The 22,346-nt window shown below is 59.5% G+C and carries 23 protein-coding genes; 18 read left to right on the forward strand and 5 right to left on the reverse strand.

What is annotated here, in order from left to right:
- Positions 1 to 122 precede the first annotated feature (122 nt).
- The 6 genes from ACR0IK_RS04480 to ACR0IK_RS04505 all read left to right on the forward strand — a co-directional run bounded on the left by ACR0IK_RS04480 (position 123) and on the right by ACR0IK_RS04505 (position 6,710).
- Positions 123 to 407, forward strand: coding sequence for a DUF4212 domain-containing protein (locus ACR0IK_RS04480; protein ID WP_480532861.1), 285 nt, complete (start codon positions 123 to 125; stop codon positions 405 to 407).
- A 15-nt stretch (positions 408 to 422) separates the two neighbouring features.
- Positions 423 to 2,207 carry a sodium:solute symporter family protein gene (locus tag ACR0IK_RS04485; protein ID WP_480640590.1) on the forward strand — a complete coding sequence of 595 codons (1,785 nt, stop codon included), beginning with the start codon at positions 423 to 425 and terminating at the stop codon, positions 2,205 to 2,207.
- Positions 2,208 to 2,316: 109 nt separating this feature from the next.
- Positions 2,317 to 4,140, forward strand: a complete 1,824-nt coding sequence (locus tag ACR0IK_RS04490) for a DUF294 nucleotidyltransferase-like domain-containing protein (RefSeq protein ID WP_480640591.1) — start codon at positions 2,317 to 2,319, stop codon at positions 4,138 to 4,140.
- Between the two features lie 48 nt (positions 4,141 to 4,188).
- A complete protein-coding gene (locus ACR0IK_RS04495) occupies positions 4,189 to 4,707 on the forward strand; it encodes a hypothetical protein (protein ID WP_480640592.1) in 519 nt (172 codons plus the stop codon).
- Position 4,708: 1 nt separating this feature from the next.
- Positions 4,709 to 6,121 (forward strand): 3'-5' exonuclease, encoded by a 1,413-nt coding sequence (locus ACR0IK_RS04500; protein ID WP_480640593.1) that lies wholly within the window; start codon positions 4,709 to 4,711, stop codon positions 6,119 to 6,121.
- An 88-nt stretch (positions 6,122 to 6,209) separates the two neighbouring features.
- Complete coding sequence (locus tag ACR0IK_RS04505; protein WP_480589712.1) at positions 6,210 to 6,710, forward strand: flavin reductase family protein; 501 nt, start codon at positions 6,210 to 6,212, stop codon at positions 6,708 to 6,710.
- On the opposite strand, the gene ACR0IK_RS04510 is transcribed toward ACR0IK_RS04505, so the two are convergent.
- From ACR0IK_RS04510 to ACR0IK_RS04520, 3 genes are read right to left on the reverse strand one after another with little or no spacing between them, the layout of a single operon-like run.
- Positions 6,707 to 7,186, reverse strand: a complete 480-nt coding sequence (locus ACR0IK_RS04510; protein ID WP_480589711.1) for a DUF6505 family protein — start codon at positions 7,184 to 7,186, stop codon at positions 6,707 to 6,709. The two genes, ACR0IK_RS04505 and ACR0IK_RS04510, sit on opposite strands and share 4 nt — an antisense overlap.
- On the reverse strand, positions 7,186 to 7,878 hold the full coding sequence (locus ACR0IK_RS04515) for a biotin/lipoate--protein ligase family protein (RefSeq protein WP_480640594.1): 693 nt from the start codon (positions 7,876 to 7,878) through the stop codon (positions 7,186 to 7,188). Before ACR0IK_RS04515 ends, ACR0IK_RS04510 begins: the two co-directional genes overlap by 1 nt.
- A complete protein-coding gene (locus ACR0IK_RS04520; RefSeq protein ID WP_480640595.1) occupies positions 7,875 to 8,936 on the reverse strand; it encodes an Mrp/NBP35 family ATP-binding protein in 1,062 nt (353 codons plus the stop codon). The genes ACR0IK_RS04515 and ACR0IK_RS04520 overlap by 4 nt, the downstream gene beginning before the upstream one ends.
- Positions 8,937 to 9,044: 108 nt before the next feature.
- Here ACR0IK_RS04520 and ACR0IK_RS04525 point away from each other — a divergent pair, with 108 nt between their 5' ends.
- On the forward strand, positions 9,045 to 9,773 hold the full coding sequence (locus ACR0IK_RS04525) for a c-type cytochrome (protein ID WP_480640596.1): 729 nt from the start codon (positions 9,045 to 9,047) through the stop codon (positions 9,771 to 9,773).
- On the opposite strand, the gene ACR0IK_RS04530 is transcribed toward ACR0IK_RS04525, so the two are convergent.
- Positions 9,767 to 11,719, reverse strand: a complete 1,953-nt coding sequence (locus tag ACR0IK_RS04530) for a 4Fe-4S binding protein (protein ID WP_480640597.1) — start codon at positions 11,717 to 11,719, stop codon at positions 9,767 to 9,769. The genes ACR0IK_RS04525 and ACR0IK_RS04530 overlap by 7 nt on opposite strands.
- Before the next feature lie 232 nt (positions 11,720 to 11,951).
- Between ACR0IK_RS04530 and ACR0IK_RS04535 the strand changes: the two genes are divergently transcribed.
- The 11 genes from ACR0IK_RS04535 to ACR0IK_RS04585 all read left to right on the forward strand — a co-directional run bounded on the left by ACR0IK_RS04535 (position 11,952) and on the right by ACR0IK_RS04585 (position 21,523).
- The gene (locus ACR0IK_RS04535) at positions 11,952 to 12,506 is read left to right on the forward strand and encodes a DUF3305 domain-containing protein (protein ID WP_480640598.1); all 555 of its coding nucleotides are present in this window, start codon (positions 11,952 to 11,954) and stop codon (positions 12,504 to 12,506) included.
- Positions 12,503 to 13,063: a DUF3306 domain-containing protein gene (locus tag ACR0IK_RS04540; protein WP_480640599.1), complete on the forward strand. Its 561-nt coding sequence runs from the start codon at positions 12,503 to 12,505 to the stop codon at positions 13,061 to 13,063. Before ACR0IK_RS04535 ends, ACR0IK_RS04540 begins: the two co-directional genes overlap by 4 nt.
- Positions 13,064 to 13,067: 4 nt before the next feature.
- The gene (locus ACR0IK_RS04545; protein ID WP_480589704.1) at positions 13,068 to 13,679 is read left to right on the forward strand and encodes a TorD/DmsD family molecular chaperone; all 612 of its coding nucleotides are present in this window, start codon (positions 13,068 to 13,070) and stop codon (positions 13,677 to 13,679) included.
- A 61-nt stretch (positions 13,680 to 13,740) separates the two neighbouring features.
- Positions 13,741 to 13,929 (forward strand): ubiquinol-cytochrome c reductase iron-sulfur subunit N-terminal domain-containing protein, encoded by a 189-nt coding sequence (locus ACR0IK_RS04550; protein WP_142634359.1) that lies wholly within the window; start codon positions 13,741 to 13,743, stop codon positions 13,927 to 13,929.
- Between the two features lie 133 nt (positions 13,930 to 14,062).
- Positions 14,063 to 16,957, forward strand: coding sequence for a formate dehydrogenase subunit alpha (locus ACR0IK_RS04555; protein ID WP_480640600.1), 2,895 nt, complete (start codon positions 14,063 to 14,065; stop codon positions 16,955 to 16,957).
- An 11-nt stretch (positions 16,958 to 16,968) separates the two neighbouring features.
- Entirely contained in the window at positions 16,969 to 17,562 is a 594-nt protein-coding gene (fdh3B, locus tag ACR0IK_RS04560; protein WP_170324620.1) for a formate dehydrogenase FDH3 subunit beta, read from the forward strand.
- Between the two features lie 110 nt (positions 17,563 to 17,672).
- Positions 17,673 to 18,023: a putative quinol monooxygenase gene (locus ACR0IK_RS04565; protein ID WP_480640601.1), complete on the forward strand. Its 351-nt coding sequence runs from the start codon at positions 17,673 to 17,675 to the stop codon at positions 18,021 to 18,023.
- Between the two features lie 27 nt (positions 18,024 to 18,050).
- Positions 18,051 to 19,250: a formate dehydrogenase subunit gamma gene (locus tag ACR0IK_RS04570; protein WP_480640602.1), complete on the forward strand. Its 1,200-nt coding sequence runs from the start codon at positions 18,051 to 18,053 to the stop codon at positions 19,248 to 19,250.
- Positions 19,251 to 20,528 carry a c-type cytochrome gene (locus ACR0IK_RS04575; RefSeq protein WP_480640603.1) on the forward strand — a complete coding sequence of 426 codons (1,278 nt, stop codon included), beginning with the start codon at positions 19,251 to 19,253 and terminating at the stop codon, positions 20,526 to 20,528.
- The gene (locus tag ACR0IK_RS04580) at positions 20,525 to 20,650 is read left to right on the forward strand and encodes a hypothetical protein (protein ID WP_480640604.1); all 126 of its coding nucleotides are present in this window, start codon (positions 20,525 to 20,527) and stop codon (positions 20,648 to 20,650) included. Before ACR0IK_RS04575 ends, ACR0IK_RS04580 begins: the two co-directional genes overlap by 4 nt.
- Entirely contained in the window at positions 20,651 to 21,523 is an 873-nt protein-coding gene (locus ACR0IK_RS04585; RefSeq protein ID WP_480640605.1) for a substrate-binding domain-containing protein, read from the forward strand.
- Between the two features lie 6 nt (positions 21,524 to 21,529).
- Here the strand turns inward: ACR0IK_RS04585 and ACR0IK_RS04590 are convergent, their stop codons facing one another.
- Positions 21,530 to 22,345 carry an ABC transporter substrate-binding protein gene (locus tag ACR0IK_RS04590; RefSeq protein ID WP_480589698.1) on the reverse strand — a complete coding sequence of 272 codons (816 nt, stop codon included), beginning with the start codon at positions 22,343 to 22,345 and terminating at the stop codon, positions 21,530 to 21,532.
- Position 22,346: the final 1 nt, after the last annotated feature.

Genomic DNA, 22,346 nt, shown 5'->3' on the forward strand with positions numbered 1-22,346 from the left:
GGCGGACCGGTGGAGTTTTGCCTGACACCAATCCGGTGTTCGGCACAATCGAGAAGCGGCCCGGCGCACTGGAGGAGTTGGGTGACGGGCCGCCCAACGAGGAAGCGAAGGAGGAACCCGCAATGGCGGATCATTCAACAAACTCCGCGCAGACTGCCGAAGCCGACAAGGGCTATTGGCAGGCCAACCTGCGCCTCATTTACATCAGCCTCGCGATCTGGGCGCTGGTGTCGTTTGGATTCGGCATTCTGCTGCGTCCGTTGCTGTCGGGCATCGCCGTCGGCGGAACCGATCTGGGCTTTTGGTTCGCTCAGCAAGGATCGATCCTGGTCTTTCTTGTGCTGATCTTCAACTACGCCTGGCGCATGAACAAGCTAGACGCCGAATACGGCGTGGACGAAGAATAAGGGAGAGCGGGGAAAATGGATCAGTTTACCATCAACCTGCTGTTTGTTGGCGCTTCATTCGCGCTATACATCGGCATCGCGATCTGGGCCCGTGCGGGTTCCACATCGGAATTCTACGCCGCCGGTCGCGGCGTTCACCCGGTCACCAACGGTATGGCGACAGCGGCGGACTGGATGTCCGCGGCCTCGTTCATCTCGATGGCGGGCCTGATTGCCTTTACCGGCTATGACAACTCGACCTTCCTGATGGGTTGGACCGGTGGCTACGTGCTGCTGGCTCTGCTGCTTGCGCCGTACCTGCGTAAGTTCGGCAAATACACCGTCTCGGAGTTCATCGGCGACCGCTTTTACAGCCAGACCGCACGCATCGTTGCCGTTATCTGTCTGATCGTCGCATCGGTGACCTACGTGATTGGTCAGATGACCGGCGTGGGCGTGGCTTTTGGCCGCTTCCTCGAGGTGTCGAACACATCCGGTCTGCTGATCGGTGCCTGTGTCGTGTTTGCCTACGCGGTTTTCGGCGGGATGAAGGGTGTGACCTACACCCAGGTTGCTCAGTACTGCGTGCTGATCACGGCCTACACCATCCCGGCGATTTTCATCTCGCTGCAGTTGACCGGCACGCCGATCCCGGCCCTGGGTCTGTTTGGTGACACCGCCAGCGGTGAACCCCTGCTGACCAAACTGGACGCGATCGTGACCGAGCTGGGCTTTGCTGACTACACGGCGCACCATTCGAATACGCTGAACATGGTTCTGTTCACGCTGTCGCTGATGATCGGTACCGCCGGTCTGCCGCACGTGATCATGCGCTTCTTCACCGTACCGCGCGTGGCTGACGCCCGTTGGTCGGCTGGCTGGACGCTGGTCTTCATCGCCCTGCTGTACCTGACCGCCCCCGCGGTTGGCGCAATGGCGCGTCTGAACATCACCGACATGATGTGGCCCAACGGTGGCATCGAAGGTGGCGCTGTCTCGGTCGAGGAAATCGACACCGATCCGCGCTATGACTGGATGAAAACCTGGCAGAAAACCGGTCTTCTGGATTGGGAAGACAAGAACGGCGACGGCAAGATCCAGTACTATAACGACCAAAACGCCGACATGCAGGCGATTGCGGAAGAAAAAGGCTGGGTCGGCAACGAGCTGACCAAGTTCAACCGTGACATCCTGGTTCTGGCCAACCCCGAGATTGCCAACCTGCCGGGTTGGGTGATCGGTCTGGTCGCTGCCGGTGGTCTTGCGGCTGCTCTTTCGACCGCTGCGGGTCTGTTGCTGGCGATCTCGTCGGCGGTGTCCCACGACCTTGTCAAAGGTGCGATCAACCCGCAAATCTCTGAAAAAGGAGAGCTGCTGGCCGCTCGGATCGCAATGGCTGTGGCTATCGTTGTTGCCACCTATCTGGGGCTGAACCCACCGGGCTTTGCGGCTCAAACCGTGGCCTTGGCCTTCGGTCTTGCAGCAGCCTCGATCTTCCCGGCGCTGATGATGGGGATCTTCTCGACCCGCATCAACAACACCGGCGCGGTTGCTGGTATGCTGGCAGGTCTGACCGTTACGCTGATCTACATCTTCCTGCACAAAGGCTGGCTGTTCATTCCGGACACCAACTCGTTCACCGATGCTGACCCGCTGCTGGGTCCGATCAAGTCGACCTCGTTCGGCGCTATCGGTGCGATGATCAACTTTGCAGTCGCATATGTTGTCGCCGGAATGACCAAAGAGACTCCGCGGGAGATCGTCGAATTGGTCGAAAGCGTTCGCATTCCCCGTGGCGCGGGCGCAGCTCAGAACAAATGAGCATGATGCGGCATCTGGCTAACTTCCATGTGCCGCATTTTTCGATCTACTACTCCCGTCCGGCACACCACCGGGCGGGATTTTTCAACCAGACGCCCAGGATTTTTTGATGCCTCTCTCTCACGACCAGATCACCCGGTTTCTGAAATCCGTACATCCTTATGACGCCCTGCCCTCTGAAGCACTGGACGATCTGTCCAAACAGATCGAGGTGCGAGAGGTTGATGAAGGCTCTCCGGTGTACACGCTGGGACATACCTTGCCCGGTGTCTTCCTGATTTACGAAGGTCAGGTCGAAATCACAGATGAAAACGGCGCGGTCGTCTCTCATCTCGGGCTCAGAAACTCTTTTGGCGAGCGCGGCCTGTTGAAAGACGGCAAAGCGGCAACTCATGCGCACGCGGATACGCCGTCGGTAGTGTTTATTCTGCCTTCGGCAGTGGTACGTCAACTGATCGACAATCATGATTTCGTCGCCAAGTTTTTTAACCGGACGCGCGGCGAGCGTTCCGGCCCGCAAAGCCTGGCAACCAGTTCGATTGATGTCCTGATGGCGCGCAATCCGGCCACCTGCCCCGCGGCCATGCCGGTTCAGGAGGCGGCGCGGCTGATGCGTGACCGCCACATTTCATCCCTGTGCGTGACCGAGGGCGACTCGTTGTTGGGCATCGCCACGCTACGCGACATCTCGGGCAAATACGTGGCAGACGCCATGCCCGACACCACTCCGGTTTCGGCGATCATGACGGTTGATCCGATCACCTTGTCGCCCACCGATATCGGCTCGGATGTGTTGCATGTGATGATGGAGCGCGGAATCGGTCACATCCCGATCGCCGAGGGTGGCAAGCTGGTCGGCATCGTGACACAGACCGATCTGACGCACTATCAAGCCGTCAGCTCAGCTGAACTGGTTCGTCAGATCGCCCTTGCCAATTCGGCAGATGAAATGGCTCAGGTCACGGTCGAAATCCCGCAATTGCTGATGCAACTGGTTGCCGCGGGCAACCGCCACGAAATCGTCACCCGTCTGATCACCGACATCGCCGACACGGCAACACGCCGACTGCTGGCATTGGCTGAAAAAAAACTGGGGCCAGCGCCAGTGCCCTATCTGTGGCTGGCCTGCGGCTCGCAAGGACGGCAGGAGCAGACAGGCGTATCGGATCAGGACAATTGCCTGATGCTGGATGACAGCGTGACCGAGGCCGACATGCCCTATTTTGCGGAACTTGCGAAATTCGTCTCTGACGGGCTGGATACCTGCGGGTATTTCTATTGCCCCGGAGACATGATGGCGACCAACCCTCGCTGGTGTCAGCCGGTGCGCGTCTGGCGCGACTATTTCAAGGGCTGGATCGCGAAACCGAACCCCGAGGCGCAGATGCTGGCTTCGGTCATGTTCGATCTGCGCCCAATCGGCGGCGCGTTCGAACTGTTTACCGATCTTCAGGCCGACACGCTGGCCGCAGCCAATTCGAATTCGATCTTCGTGGCGCACATGATCTCAAACTCACTGAAACACACCCCGCCACTTGGCTTGCTGCGTGGTTTCGCCACCATCCGCTCGGGCGAGCATCGCAACACGTTGGACCTGAAGCACAACGGCGTGGTTCCAGTGGTCGATCTGGCCCGTGTCTACAGCCTGCAGGGCCAATTGACCGAGGCCAACACCCGTGCCCGCCTGAAGGCCGCCGAAGCCGCCGAAGTGCTAAGCCCCTCAGGCGCGCGTGACATTCTTGACGCTTATGACCTGATTGCAGAAGCGAGGCTGGAACATCAGGTAAGGCTGATCAAATCCGGTGAAAAGCCCGACAATTATCTCCCACCATCCGCCTTGTCGGATTTCGAGAGGAGCCATCTGCGCGACGCCTTCGTTGTCGTAAAAACGATGCAATCCGCGGTGGGTCATGGCAAGGGTATGCTGGGCTAGGCCAGAAAAAACAAAACGGACGCAAGCGTCTGGAATTTGGAGTGACACATGTTTCTGGAACTGATCGGTACCATCTTTGCGGGCTTTGCCTTCGCAGGTGTGGTGATGGTAGTGAACAAATTGACGGGCGGCCGCCTGCCCCGCTGGGCGGCTCCGGTCGCTGCAGGCCTGGGCATGATTGGCATGACCATCGCCAGCGAGTACTCTTGGTATGACCGCACTGTTGAGACCCTGCCAGATGGTATGGAGATCGTGCAGGAAGTCGAAAGCCGGGCCTTCTATCGCCCGTGGACCTATGCGGTGCCCTTTGTTGATCGGTTCGCCGCTATTGACACGGTCTCGGTTCGCACCAACGAGCAGGTTCCGCAACAACGGCTGGTCGATATGTACTTCTTTGGCCGCTGGGCTCCGATTTCTAAACTGCCGGTGGCCGTCGATTGCGCCGCCAACAACCGCGCCAGTCTGGCCGATGGTGTCGAGTTCGGTGATGATGGCCATTTACAGAACGTCGATTGGCTGAGTGTCGGCGACGGTGACCCGATAATTGAGGCAACCTGCGGAGTGTAACATGCTGACCCGGTTGAGCCTGCGGATTCGCATTTTTCTGTTCTTCTGCCTGCTTGCCCTGGGCGGCGTGGTGGTCAGTTCTCTGGCACTGTGGATCAGTTACAAGCGCGCTGCGGACCCGGCCCTTGCGAACGCTTTCATCTTTGCCGAAATCCTCATCGCCTTCGGTGTTGTCGGTTTAATCGTAGGGGTATGGCTGCTGTTTGACGACAACGTCGCCAAACCGATCGAGAGGTTGTCGGCCCAGCTGCGCGCCCGCGCCCATGCTGGGGTCAGTACAGATGTCGATATGCAGGCTGCGCGCTATCTGGGAGATCTGGCCCCTGCGGCAGCCGGGTTGGCGGATCAATTGTCGGGCAAGACAATGGATGTCGCCGAAGCTGTGGCTGCGGAAACCGCGCATCTGTCAGCCGAAAAACAACGGCTAACTGCGTTGCTGACCGAGATACCCGTGGCAATGGTGCTGGCCAGCCCCACTCATAAGATCGTTCTCTATGACGGTCAGGCCGCCGGGGTTCTGGCCCAGATCGCGCATCCCCGTCTGAACGCCTCGTTATTCGAATACCTGCAGCCAGTGCCTCTGCAGGAAGCCTATGAAAAACTGTCAAAAACCGGGCTTGAGGTCGAATGTACACTGACCAGCATTGACGGCGCGCAGACCTATGCCGCCCGGATGAAACCGCTGGGCGACGCGCCCGGTTATCTGCTGATCTTTGACGAAAGTGCCGCCAATATCGAGCCCGAAGCCGCGCGGCCGCTGGTCTATGATTTCGACCTGCTCAACAGCGCAGCCGGAGGACAATTCGAAACGCTCGCGCTTCAGGAGTTGTGCTTTGTCGTCTTTGACACCGAAACCACCGGGTTGCTGCCGCACAAGGACGAGATCGTCCAGATCGGCGCGGTGCGGGTGGTGAACGGCCGGATTGTCGCGGGTGAGAAGCTGGATATGCTGGTCAATCCCGGCATGCCCATCCCGCCAGCCTCGACCAAGGTTCACAAGGTCAGCGACCGCATGGTCGAAGGCGCGCCGGACATTGCCGAAGCCGGTCGCACCTTTCACCAGTTCGCGCGAGATGCGGTGATCGTGGCGCATAACGCACCCTTTGACATGGCGTTTCTGCGGCGTCACGCCAAACACATGGATGTCGAATGGGATCACCCCATTCTGGACACGGTTCTGTTGTCCGCCGTTCTGTTTGGCGCCAGCGACAAACACACGCTGGATGCCCTGTGCGACAGACTGGAGATCACCATCCCGCACGAGCTGCGCCACACGGCACTGGGGGATGCGGTCGCCACGGCGCAGGCGCTGGTCAAGATGCTGCCGATGCTGAATGCGCGCGGCATGACCACCTTTGGCGCTGTCATCGAAGCCACCCGTCAGCATGGTCGTTTGCTGGAAGATCTGAATTAACCGCAAAATATTCAGATAGAATTCAGCTTTTCATGGACAATCACAGTTGGCCATGGCACCTGATGCCCGGCCACTGCACGAGCGCGTAATGACGGAAAAAACCTTCATCCCCACCCCGGATCAAAGCCCCGCGTTTCGCGAAGCATTGGGGTGTTTTGGAACCGGGGTCACCGTCGTTACGACGCATTCGGCAAACGGACCGCGCGCGATCACTGTCAACTCTTTTTCGTCTGTGTCGCTGGATCCGCCACTCGTGTTATGGTGTTTGGCCAAGGATTCGCACAGGTTCAGTTCCTTTAATGCCTGCCAACACTATTCCATTCACGTGATGGCCGAAGAACAGCAGGATCAGGCTTTGCGGTTCGCGCGCGACGGGTTGGATTTCTCACATGCCGTTTGGGAAACCGATCACAAGGGCCGTCCGCAACTGGCCAACTGTCTTGCCCGGTTCGACTGCCAGCTTCATGCCAAGCACGAGGCCGGTGATCACCTGATCCTGGTTGGTGAGGTCGAACAAGTGATGTACCGAACCGGCAAAGGCCTGATCTTCAAACGCGGTCAATTCGGCGGGTTTGCGGACCTGCTTTAATCGTCCAACGAGCCGTGGACGGCCAGCGCCTCAAGCTGTGTTTCCTGCGGGGTGATGATGCGAAACGACTCATGTACGCCGCTGTCGGACAATTCGCGCGCTACGGTCAATAGAGTATTGGGGGCGTGTTCCTCGCATAGTTCAGCCATATGGACGATCTCGGTCTGCGCCACACCCAACGCAGCCTCGACCGAGGGCGCGCCGTAGAATTGCACGAAATGTTCGGCCAGGTTCCGCGCGATCTGATCCATTTCCGCCTGTTGGATCTGGGTGACGGCGACAAAAGTCACGCGCCCAAAAGTCTCAACGCCCAGCCAGCCGTTTGAAAAGGCCTGCCGTGCCTTGCCCTCCAGATCAGCCTGCCCCCAATTTGAAAACTCGAACCCGCCCGAGATGCACCATTCTCCGGTCCGGGCCGGGGAATGGAAGACATTTGTGTCGCTTTCATCGAAATGGATCGCGCGGGCCAGTTTCATTATCCGTTCTCCAACAGTTCGGTCAAAGGGCGCAGGCGGGTTTCGGCACCTTCGCGGATCAGCATCCCGAACCGCTCATCCGTTCCCAGAAAAACGCCGGTCTCGCAGGGTTCTCCGACACCGCGCAGCAACCCCATCCATTCGCCATGCAGAGGCGCATTACCGTCCTCCTGCCAGCGGTTGAGCCAAGTCAGCATGTGCCGCGACCAACTCTCGACCAGTTGTAATGGCGAAACCTCGGCGCAGCCTTCGTCATACAACGCCGTGATATCCGGCGTTTTGCCCGGTGCCACGCTGGTTTGCATCAGCGTCAATTCCCATCCTACGGCCAACCAGTCGGGTTCTTCGTCCGGGATCGTCGTGGACGCTGAAACACGAAACTCACCGCATTTCGCGCCGTTCACGCAGATCAACCCGTCCCAGCCAAGATGCACGGCGACCTCGGGCGGGGCCAGTACGCCCAGTGCGTTCTGGAACCCCACGGCGCATAGCGGCAGCATCGCCATGGCATCCTGCAAGGGAACCTCGGGCGCGAAGACAATCGCCACACGCAGCCGGTCGGCCTGAATGTTGTACACGACCGATCCGGCATCACAGCCCAGCGCTGCCATGGCTTGCGCGCGTTCGAACGGGTCTTCCCCACCCTGCACCGGATGGCCCGACAGCAAGGGCGGGAAAACTGGCTCGCTCATGCGTTGCCCTTAGCGATCATGTCCCGAGCGATCTTGCGGAAGGCTTCGGCCTGCGGGCTGTCAGGCTTGCTGACGACGATGGGGGCACCTCCGTCGGCGGCAACCCGGATATTCAAGTGAAGCGGGATTTCGCCCAGCAGCGGTACGCCCAGCGCCTCGGCCTCGGACGCAACACCGCCATGACCGAACACGTGTTCCTCATGCCCGCAGTTGGAACAGATATGAGTCGACATGTTCTCGATCATCCCAAAGATCGGCGTCTTCAGCTGGTTGAACATGTCGATCCCTTTGCGGGCGTCGATCAAGGCCACGTCCTGCGGGGTGGAAACAACAATGGCGCCGTCCACCTTGAACTTTTGGCTGAGCGTCAGTTGCACGTCACCGGTTCCGGGCGGCAGGTCAACGATCAGCACGTCCAGCGCGCCCCATTGCACCTGGTTCATCATCTGCTGCAGCGCGCCCATCAGCATCGGTCCGCGCCAGACAACCGCCTGTCCTTCATTGGTCATCAGCCCCATCGACATCATGGTGACGCCGTGATTGCGCAGCGGCAGGATGGTCTTGCCATCCGGGCTGGCCGGACGGCCTGAGACGCCCAGCATCCGGGGCTGCGACGGGCCGTAGACGTCGGCGTCCAACAGACCCACACGACGACCCTCAGCCGCCAAGGCACAGGCGAGGTTTGCCGAAATGGTGGATTTACCGACACCACCCTTGCCCGAAGCTACGGCAATGATCCGGTCCACGCCCGGAACGGCCTGCGGACCGGTTTGCGAGGGTTTGGGTTTGGGTTTCAGATCCGGCGGCGCCTTGTCGGAATGCGCGGTCATCATCGCCGAGACCTTGGCCACCCCGTCCACCATCTGCGCCGCCTTCTCGGCGGTGGCGCGCACCGGCTCCATCTGCTCGGCGTGTTTCGGGTCAATCTCCAGCACAAACCGCACCGTATCGCCCTCGACGTTCAACGCACGCACCACTCCCGCGCTGACGATATCCTGGCCGGACACAGGATCAGTGATCTTCTTAAGGTTCGCCAGAACCGCGTCACGAATACTCATGCCGTTACCCCTTTGACTTGCCCCACCACGAGGTTGCGTTTCATTGCATGTGTCTCCGTCTTGTTCAGTCCAATTGACGCATTCGGGGCCGGACCGTTAGGCTGGGCCATGCGCTTTGTCCTCTTGTGCCTGAGCCTGACGCTCTCTGCCAGTCCCTCTTGGTCGCAGGAGGCATTGGGTCTGGCCGCTCCGGCCGAGGTAAAAGACTCTGGTCTGTTGCAACATATCCTTCCGCGCTTCTCTCTCAAGACCGGGATACGCGTTATTGCAGATGATGCGGGCGTTTTGGTGCTGGAAACCGCGCCACCGGGCGATCCGGTCTTTGCCCGCGACGGCGTGGTCTATCACCTGCGGATCGGAGACAACGCCAGACACGAACGGTTCCGCGACTGGCTGTTGTCCGATATCGGCAAGAACACGGTTGAGAGCTTTATCCCGGAACAGGGCGCGCCTTTCTCTACCCGTTTCGAGTCCACGGCGACACAAGCCGACCCGGTAATCGATGGCGACACCGCCCTCGGTGAGGAACTGTCGATGACCCATTGCGGACGATGCCACGTAATCGGGCCAAAGAACCGCATGAACGGGTTGGGCTCGACACCCTCTTTTGCCGTGCTGCGCGCGATGCCCGACTGGTCGGAACGGTTCGAGGCGTTCTTTGCGCTGAACCCACATCCTGCCTTCACTCAGATCGACGGACTGACCCCGCCTTTCGATCCCGCACGCCCCTCGCCCATTCATCCGGTCGAGATGACCGTGCAAGAGCTGGACGCCATCCTGGCTTTCGTCTCGGTCATCAAGGCAGCCGATCTGGGCGCGCCACTACAACTTCAGTGATCCTTGCGTTTTGAGAAATAGTCCTCGGTCGTGATCACCTTGGGCTTTGGGTTTGACTGAAACGGGTTGTCCTGCTGCTGGAACTGCGCGTTCACACGGCAATTGTCGCACATCTGGATCATCCGGGCCTTGTCCGAGGTCGCAAACATCGGATGTGTGCCCGAGAGTTTCTCCATTATCCGCTCGACCGTGGATTTCACACCGAACAAAGCACCGCATTCGACACAGGCGAACGGCTCTTCTTCGTTCAGCACTTGCTGCGACAGCGCTGCGTCACTGAGATCGAGTTGCGGAACCAGATTAATCGCATCTTCGGGACAAATACTTCTGCACAATCCGCATTGAAGGCAAGCATCCTGCTGGAAGTTCAACTGCGGCTTGTCGGGGTTATCAACCAAAGCACCCGACGGGCAGAGCGAGACGCAACTAAGGCACAACGTGCAGGCATCCGTATTCACTGCCACGGCCCCGTAAGGCGCGTTTTCGGGCAACGGCAACGGAGTCTCCGCCTGCGGATTCAGCGCCTGCGCCGATAGTCGCGCGATTTGTCTGCGGTTGCCCAAGGGCAGCACCGGATTGGCCGGAGGTGGCGGGACTTTCTGCGCGTATAGCAAATCCACCATCGCGTCCGGGTCGGCCTCATCCATCAGCTCCATCTTACCCGGCCCGGAAATCGCCTGCGCCAGTTCAAGTTCCCGGACCAGCGCGTCGCGTTCGGTGGCCGGAGCCAGCAGCACATCGACCCGGGCAAAGCCGTGCGCCAGTGCGGCCAACATCTCGGCATGGCCAAAGCCCGAGATCACGTTCAATTCCAACGGAATGACATCTGCAGGAAGGCCGCGACCGAACCGGGCGGCCAGCCGGATCATCTTGGCCCCGTCGGCGTCATGCACCAACAACCGGGGAGCGGTGCCCCCTGCACGCTGATAAGTGCGCGCAAGAATGTGCATCCGTGACAACAGGGCTGAAACCGGCGGGTCCTCGTAGGTGATCGCCGTTGACGGGCACACCGCCGCGCATTCGCCGCACCCGGCGCAGATCATTGGATCGATAGTCACATGCTCACCAGCTGGAGTGATCGCACCTGTTGGGCAGATATCCAGACAGTTGGTGCAGGCCACCTGTTCGGCGCGGGAATGGGCGCAGAGCGTCTCTTCCATTCGCACATAAAGCGGTTTTTCGAACGTCCCGACCAGTTGCACCGCCTCGAATGCGAGGCGCTCGACAGCGACCATATCCTTGGGGTCGGCACGCAAGTACCCTTCACGCTTGGCAGGGGCTTGCACAAACGGTGTTCCCCTGGTCAGGTCGATTACGATGTCACAGGCCGATTTCGCTCCGTCCCGAGGTTCGGACCATGTAAACGCACCGCGCCCGCCGGGTTCGATCTGCTGCAGGGCGTCCAACCGTAGCGAGAACCCTCCGAGCGCGCCGGTCAAAGACCGCATCTGCCCGCGCACCACGTCAAAAGCCCGCGAGATCGGCTGGGCGTCATCGGTGACCATCACCGTAACCGCCAGTGTGGTCGCCAGACGTTCGGCCAGATCAAAACACAACTCACCCGGTCCGATGATGATGCATGTACCCTCACTGAACACATCCACACTGGACGTGATCGGCTGCGGCAGCAACGCTTCGGCAGCCAGTGCGGCCATCTTGGGCGTGGCGTCCTCACCCTGCTCGGACCACCCGGCACGGTCGCGCAGATCGACAAAGCCCGGCGTTTCTATATTCAACTCTTCGGCAAGCGCGCTGAACACCTCCTGTTCCTGACCACAGGCAATCACGACTTCCCCGTCCTGCATCAGCGATGCTGCGGCTTCCAACTCAGCGGTGCACAGGGCCGTGTGAACCTTGGAACACTCTGCTTTGCAGGTGGACGCGATTTTCTCGGCGTTCAAGTTTTGTGTCCCTGCACAGTCGCATAACAGAAATTTTGTGCCCATAGCCACCCCTCCCGGACGTCTCCCCATCTCGGGATCAGATTAGGGTGTATGCAAAAAGTGGCAATCCCTGCAGACCAAACTACTTTCGGCATTAGGCCGGTGAAATGGCTCAGACTCATAAACAAACGGTGATCGCGTCCGTGGCCAAAAAGTTCAGGCTTGGCAGAAAGCTAACTTGTGTACCATAGTAGACGCAGTGGAAGGTAGGGGAGAACCTTCCGGGGAGGACTAAGTGGCGAAGGCCGCAAGCCAGATTGAAATGCCAATCGGCGTCGTCGTGCGCAAAACACCCGGTGTCACCCGCTGGGCGAAGTGGAACTGGCGCGCCGTTGCAGTGTTGCCCGGTGCGGGGCCTGCCGATTGGCAGGAACTGCGCCGCGAAGGCGAGGCTGTGGAGTATCACGCCGCTACCCTCCCCCTGACCCTCTGGGTTGATGAAACCGAGGCCTACATGGTCAACCTCTCCGACGGTCAGCCCTCAATCTACTTGGTTCTGCGTGACGCGCTGGATGGTGAACGCCCGATGGATGCGGTGCTTGTCACTGCATCTCCATTCGAAGGGCAGGACTACGCAGATACCGGCGAAGAGATTGTCGAGAAGATTCCGATGACCGAAGGGCTAATCGCATGGGTCCGGGATTTCGCTCTGGAACATCACCGCGAAGAGATTTTCGTCAAACGTCGCCGTGACAAGAAACGCACCGATCTGGTCGAGGACGGCAAAGGAGATGCGCGTATCCGTCAGGACTCGGATGTCTACCGCGCCCCGCGGAGGATCGTGCAATGACGCAGGCCCGCGATTTCTGGTCCCGTCGCAAAGCGGCGGTGCAGGCCGAAGCCGAAGCCGAGGTCATCGCGGTTGAAGAACAGGTACTTGCTACCCAGCAAGCCGAGTTGGAGCAGAAATCCGATGCCGAGATTCTGGCCGAGTTCAATTTGCCCGACCCGGACGAATTGCAGGCAGGCGATGATGTCTCAGGCTTCATGGCCAAGGCAGTTCCCGACCGTCTGCGCCGTCGCGCATTGCGGAGGCTGTGGCGACTGAACCCGGTGCTGGCCAATGTGGATGGGCTGGTTGATTATGGCGAGGATTTTACCGACGCGGCTTGCGTGATCGAAAACATCCCCACTGCCTATCAGGTCGGAAAGGGCATGTTGGCCCATATCGAGGCACTGGCGGCACAAGCCGAAGAGATCGAGCCAGAATGCCTCACTGAGGAACCGGAACCAGAGGTGGTCGAGGAGCCAACGCCTGAACCGGTCGTCATGGCAGAGCCTGAAGACCTTGAAGAAGTTGATCTGCCCCCCACCCCGCGCCGCATGAAATTTGAGTTCGAAGGATAGCCCCATGACCGCAGGCAACGCGCAACAAATGGATGTTTCGGCCGAAGATCGCCTGCGCGCGGATTTCTACAATTTTCTTGGGCTGCTGTTGGCGGTTCCGCCGGATCAGATGTTGCTGGATCAGGTGGCCAGTCTGACTGGAGATGGTACCGACTTGGGTCAGGCCATTCAGGCGATGGCGCGCGTGGCCAAGGTCACGAAGCCTGCCGCGGCCGAGCGGGAGTTCAACGCCTTGTTCATCGGGCTGGGGCGTGGTGAGTTACTGCCTTATGCTAGTTTTTACCTGACCGGGTTCCTAAACGAAAAACCACTAGCCCAACTGCGCAACGACATGGCTGCACGCGGAATTACGCGGGCACAGAACGTATTCGAACCCGAGGACAATATCGCATCGTTGATGGAGATGATGGCGGGCATGATCGTTGGCCGTTTCGGCACTCCTGCCTCTCTGGAGGAACAGAAAGCGTTCTGGAACAAGCATATCGGCCCCTGGGCCATGCATTTCTATTCGGATTTGGAAGCTGCCGATGCATCGGTTCTTTATGCTTCGGTCGGCACGGCCGGACGGGTATTCATGGAGATCGAGCGCGAGGCATTCCGAATGACGACAGCGTGAAGCGCTGTCATTCGCCAACGTCTTTAGGGGCGTTAAACTGCAATTGGGAAAGGAGGATCCCATGAGCAAGACCAAGGAAGAAGGCGCCACACGCCGCGACTTCCTCAAACTGGCCGGAACGGCAGCGCCCGCTGCCGTCGCCGCCGCCAGCCTGAGCGGTCAAGCCGAAGCAGCCGAGCTGCCCACGGATGAAACCCGCATGCAGGACACAGCGCATACCCGCGCTTACCTGGACAGCGCGCGCTTCTAAGCCGCCTCGACTGCGCCCGGTTCTCTGACCGGACGATGTCACCTACCCGACGGACGGTTGCGATTGGCCCTGATGTCGGCACTCACAGTACCAAGCCAGCCATGGCTTACATGGCGAGCAAGGGAGGAAACCAATGCTAAGGAAAAAGACCAACGGGGTTGCGAGACGCCCCCAGCGGACAAGTATCCTGTCCCAGGTCGGCGAAAAAACCGTCGATCGCCGCGCATTCCTGCGTGGCTCGGGCCTGACGATCGGCGGCCTCGCCGCGATCAGCGCCACGGGTGGAACCGTGACGCCTGCCAGCGCCCAGACAGCCGCAAACCAGGCCGTTGAGAATATCAAATCCGTATGCACCCACTGCTCGGTCGGCTGTACAGTCGTCGCCGAAGTGCAGAATGGCGTCTGGATCGGGCAAGAGCCCGGTTGGGACAGCCCGTTCAATTTGGGAGCACATTGCGCCAAGGGAGCCTCGGTCCGCGAGCACGCCCACGGCGAACGTCGCCTCAAATATCCGATGAAAAAGGAAGGCGGCGAGTGGAAGCGCATCAGCTGGGAAGAGGCGATCAACGAGATCGGCGACGGTATGATGAGCATCCGCGAAGAATCCGGGCCGGACAGCGTGTACTGGCTGGGTTCTGCGAAACATAACAACGAACAGGCCTACCTGTTCCGCAAGTTCGCCGCCTATTGGGGCACGAACAACGTGGATCATCAGGCCCGTATTTGCCACTCAACCACCGTTGCGGGTGTTGCGAACACATGGGGCTACGGCGCCATGACCAATTCGTACAACGACATCCATAACTCGCGGGCCATCTTCATCATTGGCGGCAACCCGGCCGAGGCACACCCCGTCTCGCTGCTGCATGTTCTGCGCGCGAAAGAGCAGAATAACGCCCCGCTGATCGTCTGCGACCCGCGCTTTACGCGCACGGCGGCGCATGCGGATGAATATGTCCGTTTCCGTCCCGGCACCGACGTTGCTCTGGTCTGGGGTATTCTGTGGCATATCTTCGATAACGGCTGGGAGGACAAAGAGTTCATCCGAACCCGGGTCTGGGGCATGGACCAGATTCGTGAAGAAGTTGCCAAGTGGAACCCGGACGAGGTCGAGCGCGTCACCGGCACTCCCGGTTCGCAGTTGCGCCGCGTGGCCCGCACCATGGCCAACAACCGTCCTGGTACGGTGATCTGGTGTATGGGTGGTACTCAGCACACCAACGGCAACAACAACACCCGCGCCTACTGCGTGCTTCAACTTGCGCTTGGCAACATGGGCACCTCGGGTGGTGGCACCAACATCTTCCGCGGCCATGACAACGTGCAGGGCGCGACGGACCTTGGTGTTCTGTCCCACACCCTGCCCGGCTATTACGGTCTGTCCAAAGGGGCATGGGGTCATTGGGGTCGTGTCTGGGGTGAAGATTCCGAATGGCTGGCGGGTCAGTTCGCCACGATCAAGGACAAGGAAGGCAAGGACAAACCGCTACAGAACGAGCGCGGCATCCCGGTCTCGCGCTGGATCGACGGTGTTCTGGAAGATCCGGCCAACATGGATCAGGACAACAACGTCCGCGCCATGGTTCTGTGGGGTCACGCTCCGAACTCGCAAACACGGGGGCCGGAGATGAAGACGGCGATGGAGAAGCTGGACATGCTGGTCGTAATCGACCCGTATCCCACCGTTTCCGCCGTTTTGCATGACCGAACCGATGGCGTCTATCTGTTGCCCGCCTGTACGCAGTTCGAAACCCGTGGCTCAGTCACAGCGTCGAACCGCTCGCTGCAATGGCGCGACAAGGTGGTTGATCCGCTGTTCGAAAGCTTGCCGGACGAAGTCATCATGGCCAAGTTCGCCAACAAGTTCGGCTGGGCGGATCGATTCTTCCGCAATATCGAGATGGAAGACCCGGAAACCCCGAATGTTGAAAGCATCACGCGTGAGTTCAACAAGGGCCTCTGGACCATCGGCTATACTGGTCAGTCGCCGGAACGTCTGAAAAGCCACATGGCCAACCAGCACACGTTCGACAGAACCACGCTGCAAGCCATTGGTGGACCAAACGACGGCGAGTATTATGGTCTGCCCTGGCCTTGCTGGGGAACGCCGGAAATGGGTCATACGGGGACACCGAATCTCTATGATATGTCCAAACCGGTGGCCGAAGGCGGCCTGACTTTCCGCGCCCGTTTTGGCGTGGAACGCGATGGCGACAACCTGCTGGCCGAAGGGGTCTATAGCGCCGGGTCGGAAATTCAGGATGGTTATCCCGAATTCACGATGCAGATGCTGATGGACCTTGGTTGGGATGGCGATCTAACGGCCGAGGAACGCGCGGCCATCGACGCTGTTGCAGGACCTGAAACCAACTGGAAAACAGACCTGTCCGGCGGCATCCAGCGGGTCGCGATCGAGCATGGCTGCGCGCCCTTCGGGAACGCCAAAGCCCGCGCGGTCGTCTGGACCTTCCCGGATCCGATCCCACTGCATCGCGAGCCGCTCTATACGAACCGGCGCGATCTGGTGGAGGACTATCCGACCTACGAGGACCGTCAGGCATACCGCCTGCCCACCCTTTATGCTTCGATACAAAAGAACGATTTTTCAAAGGATTACCCAATAATCCTGACGTCAGGTCGTCTTGTCGAATATGAAGGCGGCGGTGATGAGACGCGGTCAAATCCGTGGCTGGCTGAGCTGCAGCAAGACATGTTCGTCGAGATCAATCCCCGCGACGCCAACAACCTTGGTATCCGTGACGGGCAACAGGTCTGGGTCGAAGGTCCCGAAGGCGGCAAGGTCAAGGTGATGGCGATGCTGACCAACAGGGTCGGTGCCGGAGTGGCTTTCATGCCGTTCCACTTTGGCGGCCATTTCCAGGGTCAGGACTTGCGGGAGAAATACCCCGCAGGTGCCGATCCCTACGTTCTGGGTGAAAGTTCAAACACCGCCCAGACCTATGGCTATGACTCGGTAACCCAGATGCAGGAGACCAAAGCGACTCTCTGCAAAATCTCGGCAGCGTAAGGAGGACGATAATGGCTAGAGCAAAGTTTCTCTGCGACGCTGAACGCTGCATCGAGTGCAACGCCTGCGTCACCGCGTGCAAGAACGAGCACGAGGTCCCATGGGGCATCAACCGCCGTAGGGTGGTGACGATCAATGACGGCAATCCGGGCGAACGCTCGATCTCGGTTGCCTGCATGCATTGCTCGGATGCGCCCTGTATGGCGGTGTGCCCGGTCGACTGCTTCTATCAGAACGAAGAAGGGGTCGTCCTGCACTCCAAGGACCTGTGCATCGGTTGCGGTTATTGCTTCTACGCGTGCCCGTTCGGTGCGCCACAATATCCGCAGGCGGGCAACTTCGGATCGCGCGGCAAGATGGACAAATGTACCTTCTGCGCTGGTGGTCCCGAGGAAACGCACTCGACCGCAGAGTTCGCCAAATACGGTCGCAACCGGATCGCCGAGGGCAAACTGCCCCTCTGCGCCGAAATGTGTTCCACCAAGGCCCTGCTCGCCGGAGACGGTGATGTGGTCTCGGCTATTTACCGCGAGCGAGTTGTTGCACGCGGATTTGGCTCGGGCGCATGGGGTTGGGGCACGGCCTACGACCAAAAAGACGGTTAACTCCGTTCAAAAATGGCGGCTCCGCGGTGTCAGCCACGGGGTCGCCTAAGCCCGGTCACAACCTGTTGGCCGAGCATATGTAGGCGTGACGTGTCCGAGAGGAACCTTCTATGACTTCAGATGTTTATTGGCTGCTGAAACTCGACCTGCAGGCAAATCAGGATATCACTTTCGATGCGCTGATGGCTGAAATGGTAGAGGCAACACTGAAGGAAAGCGGCGCAAAATCCTATGAATGGCATCGCAGCGGATCGGCTGTTCACATCTTTGAACGTTACGCCAGTTCCGATGACGCGATGATCCATATGCAGAACTTCGGGGCAAATTTCGCCGATCGTTTTCTAGCAATTCTAACACCGACCCAGTTAGACGTTTACGGACCCGCAAAAGAAGACCTGCGCGCAGCGCTTACACCCGTTGGTGCGACTTTTCACAAGCAAGTCGGCGGCTTTGACCGGTAAACACGAACGACACAGGAGATTCGACAGATGCGCCTGATCCAAATGCTGCTGATCCCCCTTTTTCTTACAAGTTTCGCCTGGGCTCAGGAAAGTGTGGACATCCCTCAGGAATCTGACCGCAGCACGACCGGCGGCGCAACCACTTTGGAAGACATTCTGGCCCGCCAACGGGGTGAAAAGGTCGACAATAGCTACCGCTCGGATAACACCGGACAGGGGAATGCCGAGGGCCTTTTAGGGCAACTGGGTACACGCGGCGTGGCCTCTGACAGCGATGTTTACCGCGCCATACGTTATGGCTCGGCCGATACCACCGTTTCGTCCAAAGGACCCGCAGCGGGGGTTCTGATTCAGGATGGCGGTATGTGGTGGCTGAACTTCCGCACTGGGCCGCTGCGTGAATATGGAACCTATATTCTTGGCGGGATGATCGCCATCATCGCTTTGTTCTTCCTGATCCGCGGGAAAATTCGCATAGACGGAGAAAAGACCGGCCGCACAGTCACCCGTTTCAATGGCCTTGAACGCTTCGGACACTGGCTGTTCGCCGGATCTTTCCTGGTACTTGGGGTAACTGGACTGCTGACCCTCTATGGCCGGGATTTCCTGATCCCGATCTTAGGGAAAGAAGGTTTGGCGACCATCGCACAAGGCTGCAAATGGCTGCACAACAATTTGGCCTGGTCCTTTATGCTGGGACTGATCATCGTCACCGTGAACTGGATCGCCCATAATATCCCCAATCGGACTGACCTGAAATGGCTGGCAGCCGGGGGAGGCTTGTTCACCAAGGGCAGCCACCCGCCTGCCAGGAAATTCAACGCGGGCCAAAAGGTTATCTTCTGGGCCTGCATCCTGCTGGGCGTTTCGATCAGCCTGTCGGGCCTGTCTCTGCTCTTCCCGTTCGAGCTGCCTATGTTTGCCAAGACTTTCGAGATCGCCAACTCCACCGGTATTCCTCAGATGCTGGGTCTGAACCTGCCAACGCAGATGTCACCACAAGAAGAGATGCAGTATGCACAGGTGTGGCACGTGATGGTCGCCTATGTATTCATCGCCATCATCATCGCCCATATCTACCTCGGCTCGGTCGGCATGGAAGGCGCGTTCGATGCGATGGGCTCGGGCGAGGTCGAAGAGCAATGGGCACGCGAGCATCACTCGCTGTGGCTGGAAGAGGTGCAGGAAAAAGAGGCTGGCAAGGCTGCGGCCTCACCCGCCGAATAGATGCGCTGGCTGGCTCTGGCACTGGCGCTGGCTCCCCTGCCCGCCTTGGCCGAGTTTTTCACGCTCAAGGGCCACGGCGGGCCGATCATGGGAATCGCCGCTGCGCCCGACGGGCGGATCGCCACTGCCAGTTTCGACAATTCCGTTGGTCTTTGGTCGGACCGCACGCCCGAATGGCTGGAGGGGCACGAGGCCGCCGTCAACTCTGTCGCCTTCAACGGGCGCGCGATCTATTCGGCCGGAGATGACTTCACTTTGCGCCGCTGGCCGGGCGGAGAGATTGTCGGCCAGCACAAGGGCAAGATCGTGGGGCTTGCGGCCTCGAAAACACACGTGGCTACTGCCAGCTGGGACGGCACGATTGGTCTGTGGCCCGAGGATGGATCGGCCCCGAAAGTGCTTGAGGCGGACAGCGGCGTGAACGCCGTGACGTTCTCCCCGGATGGCGCGACGCTGTATTCGGCAGACATGGACGGAACGCTGAGGGCCTGGGATGTAGCCACCGGGCAGGAAATCCAGCGACTGGTCGAACATGGGTTTGGTATTAACGAACTGGTTCTGAACGACCAAGACAACTGGATCGCTTATGGCGCCGTGGATGGCGTCACGCGCATTCTGGACCTGATTACCGGAGATGTGCGGGACTTTACGCTCGACCGCCGCCCTATTCTGGCCCTGGCGCTGAACCCAGATCGCAGCCTGTTGGCTGTGGGCGATGGTCAGGGCTACATCATGGTGATCGACACCGCCGAATGGCGTATCGCGCAGGATTTCCGCGCCACCCTGCGCGGGCCAGTCTGGGCGCTGGCCTTTTCGCCCGACGGCCAGAACCTGCACGCAGGCGGTCTTGATGAGGCGATGTACAGCTGGCCCGTCACCGCGCTTGGCGACCAGACGCAGATGGCCGCCGCCGAACCCAGCTTTCTGAAAAACCCTGATGAGATGAGCAACGGAGAGCGACAGTTCGCCCGCAAATGCTCGATCTGCCACAGCCTGACGCCCGACGGGCAACGGCGCGCTGGTCCAACCCTGCATGGCATCTTTGGCCGCAAGGCTGGCACGCTGCCGGGATATTTCTACTCGGACACGCTGCAAGACTCTGATATCATTTGGAATGACGAAACGATAAACGCCCTTTTCCATCAGGGGCCAGACCACTACATACCGGGGTCAAAAATGCCGATGCAGCGGATCACGCAGGCCAGCGACCGGGACGACCTGATCACTTTTCTGCGCCGTGCGACAGCACCGGAAAACGGAACCGGAGGAGACCAATGAAAGCCTTTCTTGCCGCTGTGGCCGCAATGGTCGCAATCACCGTCGCCGCGCCCTTCACATTGCAACAGATCGGGTTCAGCGCCGCTGACGCGGGCTCTGGTGCGGCGGTGCGGCTCGACTGAATGTCCGAATATCTGACGACCAAAGAACTGGCCGACCTGCTGCGCATTGGTGAGCGCAAGGCTTATGATCTGGCTTCCTCCGGCGAGGTGCCCTGCGTCCGCGCCATGGGCAAACTGTTGTTTCCCCGGGCCGAGGTCATCGCGTGGCTGAACGCCTCTCGATCCGGACCACAGGTGGCCGAACCGCCCCTGCCCCCTATTGTCGCCGGTAGCCACGATCCGCTGCTTGACTGGGCCTTGCGCGAAAGCGGTTCGGGACTGGCCACCTATTACGACGGTTCGTTCGATGGCCTGAATCGCCTGAAGGATCGCAGCGCACAAGCCGCCGCATTGCATATACACGAAGACGACGGGTTCAACACACAAGCCCTGCGTGACACGCTGGGTGAAGCCCCGGTTGTTCTGTACGAGATAGCACACAGACAGCGCGGGTTGCTGCTGGCCCCCGGTGTGACCGGTATCTCTGGCTTTGCAGACCTGAAGGGTCGCCGAGTGATCCTGCGTCAGGACAGTGCCGCAAGCCAACGGCTGTTCGACACACAACTCGAGATCCATGGCCTGTCGCGCGAGGACCTGGACGCCCTGCCCACGTGCGCCCGCACCGAAGAGGAATTGGCCATAGCCCTGCATGACGGCAAGGCCGAGGTCGGGTTCGGCCTGGGCGCATTGGCGGGTTTCTATGATCTGAATTTTACCCCAACCCATTCCGAACGCCTGGACCTTGCGATCTGGCGGCGGGCCTATTTCGATGACCCGATGCTCAAACTGCTTGGGTTCGTGCAATCGGACCGCTTTACTACCCGCGCCACCGAATTCGGTGGGTATGATCTGTCCGGTCTGGGCACGGTCCACCACAATGGCGCAAGCGGTTAGCCTCGGTCACTTGGCGTTGGGAAAGAACAGCTGCTCACCATCAAACTTGTATGACTCTATTGCCGCCTGCCCGTCCGGGCCGATCAGCCAGTCGATGAACCTCTGCCCGGCGGCCGCCCGCACGCGCGGGTGCTTTTCTGGGTTCACAAGGATAACGCCATACTGATTGAACAAGCGCGGATCACCTTCTACCAGAACCTCAAGGTTGCCTTTATTCCCAAAGGACTGCCAAGTCGCACGATCTGTCAGGACATAGGCGTCCATCCCGCTGGCCACATTCAAGGTCGCACCCATACCCGAGCCCGTCTCACGATACCACTCGCCCGAGGCCTTGGTCGGATCAGTTTCCGCTACTCCCCACAAGCGCATCTCGGCCTTGTGGGTTCCGCTATCATCACCACGTGACGCAAATGGCACCTCGGCCTCGGCCACGGCACTCAGAGCCGCTACGATATCTGTGCCACCTTTCACCTTTGCAGGGTCCGATGTTGGCCCGACGAGGACAAAATCGTTGTACATCACGTCAAACCGCTCAACGCCCCAACCATCAGCGACGAACTGCTCCTCGGCCTGTTTTGCGTGCACCAGCAACACATCACCATCGCCGTTGACCGCGTTTCGGATCGCCTGACCGGTGCCAACCGCAACGACACGTACGTCGATGCCTGTCTCGGCCTCAAACCCCGGCAGGATGTAATCCAACAGGCCCGAGTTCTGGGTCGATGTTGTCGATTGCACGACGATAAACGGTTCTTCGGCGCTGACTGACGTTGCGGTCAGGCCAATAGTTACCAATGCTGCCCGAACAATATTCCGGATCATT

It is taken from the genome of Ruegeria sp. BF7, from assembly GCF_056538605.1.

Bases quoted from the DNA above. Each gene is read 5' to 3' on its own strand.
- ACR0IK_RS04480 (WP_480532861.1), top strand. From the start codon at position 123: ATGGCGGATCATTCAACAAACTCCGCGCAGACTGCCGAAGCCGACAAG.
- ACR0IK_RS04520 (WP_480640595.1), bottom strand. From the start codon at position 8,936: ATGAGTATTCGTGACGCGGTTCTGGCGAACCTTAAGAAGATCACTGAT.
- ACR0IK_RS04575 (WP_480640603.1), top strand. From the start codon at position 19,251: ATGCGCTGGCTGGCTCTGGCACTGGCGCTGGCTCCCCTGCCCGCCTTG.
- ACR0IK_RS04490 (WP_480640591.1), top strand. From the start codon at position 2,317: ATGCCTCTCTCTCACGACCAGATCACCCGGTTTCTGAAATCCGTACAT.
- ACR0IK_RS04505 (WP_480589712.1), top strand. From the start codon at position 6,210: ATGACGGAAAAAACCTTCATCCCCACCCCGGATCAAAGCCCCGCGTTT.
- ACR0IK_RS04585 (WP_480640605.1), top strand. From the start codon at position 20,651: ATGTCCGAATATCTGACGACCAAAGAACTGGCCGACCTGCTGCGCATT.
- ACR0IK_RS04525 (WP_480640596.1), top strand. From the start codon at position 9,045: ATGCGCTTTGTCCTCTTGTGCCTGAGCCTGACGCTCTCTGCCAGTCCC.
- fdh3B (WP_170324620.1), top strand. From the start codon at position 16,969: ATGGCTAGAGCAAAGTTTCTCTGCGACGCTGAACGCTGCATCGAGTGC.
- ACR0IK_RS04485 (WP_480640590.1), top strand. From the start codon at position 423: ATGGATCAGTTTACCATCAACCTGCTGTTTGTTGGCGCTTCATTCGCG.
- ACR0IK_RS04515 (WP_480640594.1), bottom strand. From the start codon at position 7,878: ATGAGCGAGCCAGTTTTCCCGCCCTTGCTGTCGGGCCATCCGGTGCAG.
- ACR0IK_RS04555 (WP_480640600.1), top strand. From the start codon at position 14,063: ATGCTAAGGAAAAAGACCAACGGGGTTGCGAGACGCCCCCAGCGGACA.
- ACR0IK_RS04495 (WP_480640592.1), top strand. From the start codon at position 4,189: ATGTTTCTGGAACTGATCGGTACCATCTTTGCGGGCTTTGCCTTCGCA.
- ACR0IK_RS04565 (WP_480640601.1), top strand. From the start codon at position 17,673: ATGACTTCAGATGTTTATTGGCTGCTGAAACTCGACCTGCAGGCAAAT.
- ACR0IK_RS04530 (WP_480640597.1), bottom strand. From the start codon at position 11,719: ATGGGCACAAAATTTCTGTTATGCGACTGTGCAGGGACACAAAACTTG.
- ACR0IK_RS04510 (WP_480589711.1), bottom strand. From the start codon at position 7,186: ATGAAACTGGCCCGCGCGATCCATTTCGATGAAAGCGACACAAATGTC.
- ACR0IK_RS04540 (WP_480640599.1), top strand. From the start codon at position 12,503: ATGACGCAGGCCCGCGATTTCTGGTCCCGTCGCAAAGCGGCGGTGCAG.
- ACR0IK_RS04570 (WP_480640602.1), top strand. From the start codon at position 18,051: ATGCGCCTGATCCAAATGCTGCTGATCCCCCTTTTTCTTACAAGTTTC.
- ACR0IK_RS04550 (WP_142634359.1), top strand. From the start codon at position 13,741: ATGAGCAAGACCAAGGAAGAAGGCGCCACACGCCGCGACTTCCTCAAA.
- ACR0IK_RS04500 (WP_480640593.1), top strand. From the start codon at position 4,709: ATGCTGACCCGGTTGAGCCTGCGGATTCGCATTTTTCTGTTCTTCTGC.
- ACR0IK_RS04545 (WP_480589704.1), top strand. From the start codon at position 13,068: ATGACCGCAGGCAACGCGCAACAAATGGATGTTTCGGCCGAAGATCGC.
- ACR0IK_RS04580 (WP_480640604.1), top strand. From the start codon at position 20,525: ATGAAAGCCTTTCTTGCCGCTGTGGCCGCAATGGTCGCAATCACCGTC.
- ACR0IK_RS04590 (WP_480589698.1), bottom strand. From the start codon at position 22,345: ATGATCCGGAATATTGTTCGGGCAGCATTGGTAACTATTGGCCTGACC.